The 10,068-nt window shown below is 70.7% G+C and carries 11 protein-coding genes and 1 pseudogene; 8 read left to right on the forward strand and 4 right to left on the reverse strand.

Features of this window, described 5'->3' with window-relative positions; genetic code table 11:
* Positions 1-196 precede the first annotated feature (196 nt).
* From ACFY2L_RS38865 to ACFY2L_RS38875, 3 genes are read left to right on the forward strand one after another with little or no spacing between them, the layout of a single operon-like run.
* Positions 197-376 carry a hypothetical protein gene (locus ACFY2L_RS38865; protein WP_390824704.1) on the forward strand — a complete coding sequence of 60 codons (180 nt, stop codon included), beginning with the start codon at positions 197-199 and terminating at the stop codon, positions 374-376.
* Positions 373-1,404 (forward strand): TniB family NTP-binding protein, encoded by a 1,032-nt coding sequence (locus tag ACFY2L_RS38870; protein WP_390824705.1) that lies wholly within the window; start codon positions 373-375, stop codon positions 1,402-1,404. Before ACFY2L_RS38865 ends, ACFY2L_RS38870 begins: the two co-directional genes overlap by 4 nt.
* A 41-nt stretch (positions 1,405-1,445) precedes the next feature.
* The gene (locus tag ACFY2L_RS38875; RefSeq protein ID WP_390824706.1) at positions 1,446-2,315 is read left to right on the forward strand and encodes a TniQ family protein; all 870 of its coding nucleotides are present in this window, start codon (positions 1,446-1,448) and stop codon (positions 2,313-2,315) included.
* 611 nt (positions 2,316-2,926) lie between these two features.
* Here the strand turns inward: ACFY2L_RS38875 and tpg are convergent.
* A pseudogene (gene tpg / locus ACFY2L_RS38880) lies at positions 2,927-3,232 on the reverse strand (telomere-protecting terminal protein Tpg); the annotation flags it as partial.
* Positions 3,233-3,740: 508 nt separating this feature from the next.
* Between tpg and ACFY2L_RS38885 the strand changes: the two are divergent.
* The 3 genes from ACFY2L_RS38885 to ACFY2L_RS38895 all read left to right on the forward strand — a co-directional run bounded on the left by ACFY2L_RS38885 (position 3,741) and on the right by ACFY2L_RS38895 (position 5,514).
* Positions 3,741-4,373, forward strand: a complete 633-nt coding sequence (locus ACFY2L_RS38885) for an RNA polymerase sigma factor (protein ID WP_390824707.1) — start codon at positions 3,741-3,743, stop codon at positions 4,371-4,373.
* The gene (locus tag ACFY2L_RS38890; RefSeq protein ID WP_390824708.1) at positions 4,370-5,131 is read left to right on the forward strand and encodes a hypothetical protein; all 762 of its coding nucleotides are present in this window, start codon (positions 4,370-4,372) and stop codon (positions 5,129-5,131) included. The genes ACFY2L_RS38885 and ACFY2L_RS38890 overlap by 4 nt, the downstream gene beginning before the upstream one ends.
* A 104-nt stretch (positions 5,132-5,235) precedes the next feature.
* Positions 5,236-5,514 (forward strand): hypothetical protein, encoded by a 279-nt coding sequence (locus tag ACFY2L_RS38895; protein WP_390824709.1) that lies wholly within the window; start codon positions 5,236-5,238, stop codon positions 5,512-5,514.
* Positions 5,515-6,237: 723 nt separating this feature from the next.
* On the opposite strand, the gene ACFY2L_RS38900 is transcribed toward ACFY2L_RS38895, so the two are convergent.
* The 3 genes from ACFY2L_RS38900 to ACFY2L_RS38910 are packed head-to-tail and all read right to left on the reverse strand — an operon-like array spanning position 6,238 to position 7,825.
* Positions 6,238-6,588 carry a hypothetical protein gene (locus tag ACFY2L_RS38900; protein WP_390824710.1) on the reverse strand — a complete coding sequence of 117 codons (351 nt, stop codon included), beginning with the start codon at positions 6,586-6,588 and terminating at the stop codon, positions 6,238-6,240.
* Positions 6,498-7,367 (reverse strand): hypothetical protein, encoded by an 870-nt coding sequence (locus tag ACFY2L_RS38905; RefSeq protein ID WP_390824711.1) that lies wholly within the window; start codon positions 7,365-7,367, stop codon positions 6,498-6,500. The genes ACFY2L_RS38900 and ACFY2L_RS38905 overlap by 91 nt, the downstream gene beginning before the upstream one ends.
* Complete coding sequence (locus tag ACFY2L_RS38910) at positions 7,364-7,825, reverse strand: hypothetical protein (RefSeq protein WP_390824712.1); 462 nt, start codon at positions 7,823-7,825, stop codon at positions 7,364-7,366. The genes ACFY2L_RS38905 and ACFY2L_RS38910 overlap by 4 nt, the downstream gene beginning before the upstream one ends.
* Positions 7,826-8,085: 260 nt before the next feature.
* Between ACFY2L_RS38910 and ACFY2L_RS38915 the strand changes: the two genes are divergently transcribed.
* The gene (locus ACFY2L_RS38915; RefSeq protein WP_390824713.1) at positions 8,086-8,760 is read left to right on the forward strand and encodes a hypothetical protein; all 675 of its coding nucleotides are present in this window, start codon (positions 8,086-8,088) and stop codon (positions 8,758-8,760) included.
* A gap of 996 nt (positions 8,761-9,756) precedes the next feature.
* A complete protein-coding gene (locus tag ACFY2L_RS38920; protein WP_390824714.1) occupies positions 9,757-9,969 on the forward strand; it encodes a helix-turn-helix domain-containing protein in 213 nt (70 codons plus the stop codon).
* Positions 9,970-10,068 lie beyond the last annotated feature (99 nt).

A 10,068-nucleotide genomic window follows, 5' to 3' on the forward strand; every position in this document is an offset into this window, starting at 1 on the left:
TGCGAGCCCCCAGGGCATCGCGAACATCACCCACAGGAACTGAGAAACCCCAGCTCGCAGCCACAGCAACCACTCAGAAAAACTGGGCGACGACAACGAGGCCGACCTGGCCGAAGCAGCCGACCAGGTCCTGCGGCGGTCCCGCCCCCTACCCGGCCGTGACGCACCCGCCACGGCAGCAGCCCCGTCCGCAGCAGTGGCAGCAGCGGCGGGCCCACAGGCAGCGGATGACGACGCGGAGGCCCAGGACAGTCTCGACGCCGTCGAAGCCCACGCCCGTGACGATGACGGCAGACCCGCCGACGGCGATGAACTCTCCCCGCTGGCCGGCCGATTCGCGCTGTATGACGCATTCGAGGAGGCCGAGCACTGGTGAAAAGCCCCGAGACCACACCCGCCGTCGAGGAGCCAGCCTCGGGAGCGGTCACCACATTCGATACGTTCGACCGGTTCGCCGCCACCGTCCCGCCCGCACCCCCGCAGCCGGGCCAGGCACCGCGCTCCCTGGAGGAACGCCTGGCCTACCACTCACAGTTCGTGACCGTGCGCACCCCGGCCATCGAGAACCTCTCTCGCAGCGTGCGCACCCTGATGATCCTCGGCCGCCACCAGCACGTCACCGCCCGCCCGTCCCTGATCGTCACCGGCCCGGCCACCACCGGCAAAACAACCGCGCTGCTCGAGGTCGGGCGGACCTGCCACCTGGCCCACACCCGCCGCGCCCACCCCGGCGACGACAGCGTGCCCGTCGCCTACGTACTGGTGCCGCCCGGCGCCACGGCCAAGACGCTGGCCTGCGAGTTCGCCCGCTTCCTCGGCATCCCCGTCACCACCCGCATGACCACCGCGCAGATCACTACCGCCGTCTGCCACACCTACACCGCGGCCGGGGTGAAGCTGGTGCTGATCGACGAGATCCACCGGCTCAACCCGCGCACCTCCAGCGGCGCGGAGGCCGCCGACTGGCTTGAGGACCTCACCGAACGCGTTGGCGCCACGTTCGTCTATGCGGGCATCGACGTCACCGCCAGCGCGGTGTTCACCGGGGTACGCGGCGCGCAGCTGGCCGGGCGCGCCTCTCTGATCGACTGCGGGGCGCTGCCCGCCCGCGCCGGCGAGCGCGAGCCGTTCCGCGAGCTGATCGCCGCCCTGGAAGCGGCCCTCGACCTGCACGCCCACCGCACCGGCAGCCTGCCCAGACTGGCGTCGTACCTGCACGAACGGACCGCCGGACGCATCGGCAGCCTTTCCCGCCTGATCCGCCAGGCCGCCATCGAAGCCCTCCTGGACGGCAGTGAACGCATCACCAAAACGCTGCTGGACGGCATCTCGCTGGACCACCTCGCCGAGGAGCACTACCGGCCCCGCACCCCCACCCGCCGCACCCGGCCCGGCAGCCGGTGACCACCCACACCGCAAGCCGCCCCGCGGTACCAGCCAGCACCATGTGGCCCATCCCGCCCGGCGCGCTGCGCGTGCGGCCGCTGCCCCGCGAGACAGCAGCCTCCTACCTCACCCGCCTCGCAGCCGCCTACCACCTGACCGCTGCCCAGCTCCTCGACGGCCTGCACATCACCGCCACCGGCACCTCCCCCGCCCCGCCCGCCACCGAAATCCACCTCAGCACCGAAGCCGCCCGCCGCCTGTCAGACTTCACCCGCATCCCACCCGCACACCTCGCCCGCGCACTGGCCCGCCAGCCCCCGCCCGCCTCCATCGGCATGGCCCACGCCGCCCTGGCCCGCTGGCAGCCCGTCCAGCCCGCGGTGCAGCCGCTGCCGGCGTGCACCGCCTGCACCATCCGCCACAGCCCACACCAAGCCGCCCCCGCGTGGATCCACCCAGCACCCAACTCGCCCCGGGTCATGATCTGCACCCGCCACCAACAAGCCGCCAGCGACCCCAGACAGCGCACCCCCCTCGACATCCGCTCCGTCCCCGAACTCGCCCATGCCCGCCTCACCGCCCGCCGCCCACCAACGGCGTCCTCCCTGAGCTGGTCAACAACGATCACCACGCGTTGGTACGACCACCACCAGCACCTCCACATCCGCTGGCACACCCCCCTGAGACAGCTCACCACCGCCAACCCCCACCTCGCCTCAGGCCCGGCCTCCCCCACACTGACCTGCCGGGCCCTGATCACCTACCCCGAGACCCTCACCCTCGCCACAGCCCTCGACCGCCTGCCCCCGCACCCCCTGACACGCACAGAGCAGACCGCCTTCCTCCACCAATTGGCCAGCCGCCTCCAACTGCCCCGCCTCGCACCCGCCGACCACGACCTGCTCTGGCAACGCCTGCACGCCCGCTGAACAACCCGCTTCCACCAGCCGGGAACAGCCGCCAACTCCCCCTGCCTATAGGCGCGCCGACCACACTGCGCAAAAGCCAGCATGACGCTCAGCTCACTGCGCAGAACAAAACGACCAGCTCAACCCACGTATCGCCCATCGCCAACGCCTCGGCCCGGCGTTAGCCTCCCCTGGGCGACAGACGTACCACTCAGTACAGCTGAGCAATAGCAGGTCACAACCAAGATCAATTAGCCTGCGCGACAGGTACGCCACAGCACGGACTGCGATCGGAGCTGCCGGGACGACGGTTTTGTCCGGCCCGCGCGGTCGGATGCACAGGCGTAGGAAGACCACGGCCAGGGCGACACGGTGACGTGGGAAGAGCACGAGAGCCAGGCGGCACGGGGGCGGGCGCGGGCGCGGCGGATGAATGAGCTGATGCGCGACCACACCGAGGCAGAACTGGCGCGCATGGCCTACGCGGGCGGTCTGGTGAACCACGACTCTCCCGGGAAGTGGCGCAAGGACGAAATCGCCTCCGCTGTCGTGGACGTCGAGTTCGGGGCGGGCCGACCGGCTCTGACCACAGCATGATGCTGTCGACGGGGCTCGCGGATGTTCGAGAGCCATAGGTCGAACTCGAGGTGCTCGATGTCCGTGAACCGGATCTCCTCCAGCTGGCCGGCGCGGCGGCCGCCGTCCTGGAAGTACACCTCTTTGAGCGCCTCAGCCGCGAGCTCTTGGAGACGCTGCTCGGTGGCGCCCTGCTCCTGGGCCTTGAAGAGGCGCGCCGCGTATTGCGGTGGCAGCGCGACGGTCAGGTGCCGGATGCGGTCCTGGTCCGTCGACCCGATCGGCGCGGTGTAGCCGAGCCGGGCGCGGGTGTCGATGACGATGCCGCCGGTCGTCGCCGCCCGCTCCTTGGCCCGCCGACGTCCCTCCAGCCTGCCCGCCGAGCAGCAGCCGCGTCGACGCCCTCCCGTACGACCGCCGCACGAGTCGGGCGCCCGGGACCCGGTCGACCCGCACCCTGGACATCCCGCTGCCGGCACCGGGCTTCCGGGAGCGCGGTAGCGGCCCGCGGCCCGTCTGTACTACGCCGGCCAGGACGGGATCCGGCTCCCCGCCCGCCGAATACCCTCGAACATCCCCTTTCACGTCATCGCCATCGGCAGGGAGCAGCACGTCAAGAAGCGGGGCCGGCCGTTGGCCGGCTGTGGGGCATGCCCCTGCCGGGGCCGCGTGCGGGGAGGGGGCCGGGTCCCTTTCGGGACCCTCGTCGGCCGGGGCGGGGCGGGGGCCCAGGGGCCACACCAAGTTTTTCGGGGCGAGAGGTGTAACGGGCTGGCGGGTTCGCGCTACCTCCTTGTGTAAGGGGGTGTCATTCGCCCCGCAACCGGCAGAGCAAGGACGGCTGATGGCCCCTGCAGAGAGCAGGTGCGCGTGAGCACGCACACCGGGCGTCCAGAGGGTGATGACACTGCTCGCGGAGGTGAGGAGACATCGTTTCCTCCGCCGGAAGCGGTCCGCGCCTACTCCGATTTCGTACGCGGCCACCAGCGCCGCGCGGTCCGGCTTGGCTCCGCCTACGGTCTGAGCACAGGAGAGGCCGAGGAGGTGGCACAGGCGGCCCTTGTGGTCGTCTGGGTGCGCTGGCCCCAGCTGATGCACTGGGAACCGGGCAGACAGGCCGGATACCTCAACGGCATCCTGAGGAACCTGGTGGTCGCGCACGGCCGCGGCGAGGAGCGCCGCAGAAAGCTGATGGAGCGCCTGGCGCGGACGGATCCCGACCTGGTCGTCGCCGATGGCGAAATCGTGGCCACGTCACGCGCAGACATCCCGCACCAGGCCGCCGAGGACGCTCAGACCGAGCAGGAGCTCGAACACCTGCTCAATCATCCGCAGTTGAACAGCAACTACCGCGACAGTCTGCTCGGCGTCGACGCCGGCCAGTCCACGAGGGAACGCGCTCAGGCCAAAGGCATCACTGGGGGGGCGGAGCGCGTGGCGACCCACCGGGCCCGGCGCAGAATCCAACAGATCATGAAGCATGAGGGAGGAGAGAACCAGTGACGCATGCCGACGGGGTTGCCCCGAACAACGGATACGACCAGGACGGCGCGGACAGGGATTGGTTCACGGCCGTCCCTGGCCTCGAAGCTCCCTCACAGCGCGGGGAGAACGCGCTCGATGATCTCGGCGACAACATCGCGCCCTGCGCCGCCGAGTGCCCGGTCGACGAGCAGGAGCACGACGAACTCGTCCGCCAACTGATCCGTGAAGGCGAGGTGCTGCGCACGGAACTGGGGCTGCCCGGATTCGCGTCCGCGGACACGCTGTCTTCCACGAGTCCTACCGGGGCGCCGGAAAAGCCGCTGGCAGAACATTCCGACGGCGCGGTCCATGAAACGGATCCGGCACCCGCCCACAACGCTGGCAGTCACCGCGCCCGGCGCCGGCGCGTCCTGCGTCGCTTCGGGACAAGCCGGACGCCGCGCACACGTGCGGTTCTGCCCCACGAACTGGCCCATCTGCCCATCGAACACCTGATCTCGATGGATCAAATGTTCGACGCACGATACACAGCGAGCGGGCGCGTGCGGCGCATGGTCATGCGACACAAGGCGGATCTGGTCCTCTGGTTCTGCGTGCTGTACGGCACGATCGTCCTGACCGGAAATGTGGCCTTCAGCGTGCCCGTGTGGCTCAGCACTGGCTCCTGGGTGCTGCTGCCCGCCGTCGTCGCCTGGTGGCGCCACCTGCGCGAGGACCTTCACGAGCCCGGCATCGACCAGCAGCCTGCTCCGCACGACGAGGACCAGCGGATGTGACGAGAGGGGTGTAACGCGAACGGCCCGCTGCCCTACCTCCATACGAGGCAGCAAGGTAGCGGGCCCGTTCCCGCCCCAAGATCACCACGCCAAGGAGAAACACCGTGCCGGAGAACCGCAAGCGTCCCCAGCGGCAGCCGCGCAAGACCGCCAACAGCACCGTCCGTCCGGACCGGCGGGTCACCCTGTCCGTGCCGATCCCCGAGCGCACCACCCTGTCCGGAGCAACGGCATTCACCGGCAGCAGCGCGCTCGCCACCGGCATCGTCTCCGGTCACGCGCCCACCGAGCCCGTCCACATCATCGCCCTGGTCGCGCTGGTCATCGCAACCATGGCGTACGACATCGCCCGCAAGACCCTCCACATGCGTCACCGCACCTGACCTCTGCAAGCCCCACACCGCGGCCTCGCTCCTCGATGCCCCCGCCCCGGCCCACCGGGAACGGGGGCATCGTCATGTCTGCAGATACCGCGATCACCTGCACCGTGACCGACCCGAGGATCCTGGAGTCGAAGCGATCGACCTCCGCGAGCGTGACCACCGGCGGAGGGCGGCGCGCAGCCGGTGTCCCTCGGCCGTGTCCGGGATCCTGAGACGGCCGGGATCCATGGACGCGAGGCGGGCCAGGGCCAGTTCCTGCCCCTGGGGACCGTCCCGGTGGGCGGTCTGCAGCCGGTACAGGGCCCTGTAGAGGGACTGGGAGATCCCCCAGGAGCTCCCGGCCACGAAAGGCGCCGCGGCCTGCGTCAACTCGGCCACCGGATCCCGGACTTCGGCTTGTGCCGCCGCGTGGGCTGCGGCGCGGCGCCGGTAGGCCTTCTGACGAGCGCGAGGCCCTCCCGCCATCACTCCTGCCCGTCCAGGGCGCCGGCGGACGGTGGGCGAGGTGCGCGGCCAGAAGGCGGGTGTGGAGGCGGGCATCGAGTCCGGCCACCCGCCGGAACTGGCGGGTGCGCTGGGCCAGGCCGGCGCCGGCGTCCGCGTCCGACGCGGCCACGTCCAGCACGGCGCGCGCCAGCCGCGGCCCGCCGAACGCCGCGCTGTCACCGACGCGCACCTGGTCCAGGTCGGCGTGGAAGACGACCGGCCGGGCCCGCTCGGGAGTCAGCTCGACGTCGTGGGCGAGCAGTTTGGCCAGGACCGCCCGGACGGCGCCGACGTTGCGGTGTGCCGGGCCGCGGCGGCCGGCCGGGTAGGCGGTGCACGCCAGCTCCCGCACCAGAGCATCGCGACGTCGTGGTCGGGCAGGCGGGAGGCGACCTGCACGGCGGTCAGCCCGCGCATCTCCTCCTCGCTCGCCACCCAGTCCGCGCCCGCCGCGCCCGCGACGTCCTCGCCGTCGACGTCGAGAAGGCCGGCGGCCTTCATCTGGGCCCGCATGCGCTCGGCGACCGCGTCGAGCGCCAGGTGGCCGGTGTGCTCGTCCTGGACCGCGCCGGCCAGCAGGCCCTCCACCGCACCGATCCACTGCCCCGTCCGGTGGGCCCGCGCGGGACCGCGCGGGCCCACCGCGCCGCCAGGCGCAGCCTCGCCCCCGCCTCCACGCCCCCGTCCCGGACGCCGGGGCCGGCCAGAGCGGCCTGGAGCTGGGCGGCGTCGACGGCGTCCCAGTGGCGTACGGCCAGGCCCAGCAGCGCGTCCAGGGCGGATCGGCCGGTGGCGGCGATCTGCTGGGCCCGCAGGACGCCGGGGGCGGCCTTGTCGGCCGGTGCGTTCAGCCAGGCGCGGGCGGCGGCCGGGTCGGCGGTGGCGACGTGGTCGAGGAACGGGGCGGCCGGCCACCGTCCGCCGGCCGCCCCGTCCGGCATCAGCAAGTGCGGCGCTTGCTCCTGCAGAACGCCCAGCCACGCGGGGGCGGGGCCGGAGCGGAAGAAGAAGGCCTCGGCGCGCGGGTCCGCCCCGTCGGCGAGTTCCTTCGCCTCGGCGGTGCCGGGGTGTTGGAGGGCGACCAGCTTGAGGACGCGGGCCGCGCGGCCCGGCAGCGGCACCAGCAACTCGCGCGCGGCACCGAGGATGTCCGCGTACAGGACGGCGGCCTCGCCGGGGTCCGCCGCGCGGCCGTGCAGGATCCCCGAGGCCACCCCGTAGACGGTCCCCCACACATCCAGCGCGGTCTCCTGTGCCGCACCGAGCTCCACCCCCGTCAGCCGTTCGACGATCCCCCGGGCCCGCGCCTGGTGATAGCGGCCCGGGCGGTCGAGCTCGGCGCGCAGCACGTCCGCGGCAGCTGTCACCCGTGCCCACGCCGCACCCACCCCGGCGGTGTCGCCGGCCGGACCGGCTTCGACGGCCGGCCTGTCGGACGGGGATGCCTCACCAGCCGAGGGCGCGGGGCCGGCCAGTACGACCGGCCGTGCGGCTCCGAGTCCTCGGCGGTGAGGGGCGAGGCCTCGTCAGCCGGGGGCGTGTCGTCGGCCGGCTCGTCCGGTCCGGAGACCTCGACGGCGGGGGGCGCGGCGGCGTCGACCGCGGCCAGCAGGCCCTGGGCCGCGGGCTTCAGCCCCACCGTGACCGGGGCACCCGGCAGGCCCAGCAGCGCGTCCGCCACCGAGCGCACACACGCCGCGGCGACCTCCGCCGGCCGCACGAAATCCGTCCCCGTCAACACCCGGTGGGCGTCCCGCAGCAGCCCCAACGCCCGTACACCCGCCTCGCCCTGAGCCGTGAGCGCGTCCGCGAGGACCTCGTCCACCTCCGGCCGCTCGTGCCGGCCGGCACCTGCACCTCGTCGCTCACCGGTGCACCGTAGCCCCGCCGACCACCACCCCGGACCGGTATCGCGGATCCGCGATGGCGACTGTGCCCCGGCGGCCGGCCCTCCCCCACGCGCCGACCACGGACACCGCCCTGCCCGCCGTCAGCCGAGCTGCCGTCCCACGATCGCGGCGACCACCGCCGAGGACTTGACGGGATCAGCCCCACGGGGTTGGTCCCGTCGGCATGATGACCAGCATGAACGAGTTCTTGGACAAGCTCTGGTCGATGGAATTCGGCATCGCCTTGCTGGGTGCCCTGGTCGGTGGCGGCTTCACCATCCTGGGGTCGTGGCTCCAGTCCCGGAGCAGCAACAAGGCGGCCCAACTCATCCAGGCCAAGGCGAACGCCCAGCGCACCTTCGACGCCCTTACTCAGCTGAAGGCCCACCTGGAGATCCAGACGTTCCAGGGAATGGGCTCCAAGGAGACCCGCGCGGCCTGGAACCGAGAGCGCGAGATGCTGGTGACCACGGCCAACAGCACGCTCATGCTGCTGCCGGATGAGCACAAGGACACCCGTATTCGTGTTGGGAAGCTCCTCCAGCAGATCAAGACCTGGTACGGACTGCCCGCTTGGCCTGAATACAAGCTGGAGACCGGCCTCTTGGTCTCCGAGGCCCTCAAGGTCCTGGGCTTCTTCGTTCGGGGTTCGGACTCTCCGGAGCGCCGGAACATGGCCGAGGTCATCAAGAGGGAGATCGAGCGGGACAAGCGCGAGCGAGCACAGCGCGAGCTGGAGTCGCTCGAAGCGGAGGAGGAGCACCACGGGTTGGACCAGGAGGACTCCGAGCGACTCAACGAGCTTTACCGTTTCTTGGAGGAGACGAAGCCCTCTGAAGAGGCCGCGGGAGGCGCGACAGGCCCGTCATGACGCCCGTCAGATCATGAGCCCGGGAGGTCTAGCAGTGCAGGCATAGACGTTGGCGGGGCTGGTGGGTCTCGGGGGTGCTGTAGTCGGTGCGGCGGTCTCCACGGGGGCCGTTGTCTGGCAGCAGCGGAAGACAGCTCACGAGGCCGAGCGAATGCACCTGTCCGGCGTCGCCGAAGCTGCGGCCAATGAGTGCATCAAGATCAGCTATGCGCTCCACAAGCACTTCGCGGAGAGAGTGCCGGACCGGAACAGCAGCGCCTACTTTTCGTGGGGCTCCATGGGCGAGGAACTGTGCCGGACCCTGGAGGAGCAGGCGCTTCGCTTCCACGACAAGGCCGTACGCGACCTTCCTGGAGCACTGCCACGCAGAGATGTACGTCTGGCCCGAGTTCGTGGCGGACCCCGAGCCCTGGCCCGCCGAGGTACGTCATCACCACGACGGACATCCGGACCGTGATGGGCACTGTTCTCCGTCGCCAGCCCTTCCCCAAGGAAATCTGGGAACACTACCCAGACCCGTCATGAGGCTGTCGGGGGAGTGCGTGCGTCCAGCGTTATAGCGCGAGCCAACCGCCGAGGACTTACGGGATCAGCCCCACGCGAACTGATCCCATCGGCACGAGACATCGGCAAACTCATCCAATGACATACGACTTCTCCAAGGGTGCGCCTGCACCCCAGCCCGAACCCCAGGTCTTCAAGGGCTACGTCGCAACAGTCAGCACGCCATCGACTGCGTGGGCGCGGAGCGTCGTGGAGCGCGTCGGCTCCCTAAGGAGAGCGATGCCTTCACGACCGCCAGGAGCAACATCAGCGAATTCTGGGCCTGGGATGCGGAGAGCCGCGCCTGACCCGTCATGACACCCGTCAGAAGAGGTACTTGCGCATTGCACTTGTACAACCGCATGATCGCGATCAGCGGGACCACTGTGTCCGCAGGCAGGCCCCGACTCTTCCGGAGACCGGGGCCTTTTCGCATTCCCGGGGAGGCCGTCAGTGGAGGACGAGGTCTGGATGACGGTCAAGGAAGCGGCGCTCTTCACGAGCGTCAGCGTTCAGACGGTCTACTCCTGGGTGCGAAGCGGACATCTGACGGTCGGCGGGCTCGACCACCGGAACCAGAAGCTCTTCCGTCACCTCCATGTCGCCCGAGCTGAGCTGGCCACGCGGACCAGAGCCGGACGCATGCTGATCCCATTCAGCGCTTAGAACTCCTACTGACCTTCAAAGCGTGGTGTCGGTAGGGCTGACGGTCCATGATCCCTGCGGTACGCCAAGTGCATGAGGTATGCGCAAGGGGGCGGGCTG

Origin of the sequence: Streptomyces sp. NPDC001381 (assembly GCF_042895685.1) — a bacterium.
Lineage (GTDB): Bacteria > Actinomycetota > Actinomycetes > Streptomycetales > Streptomycetaceae > Streptomyces.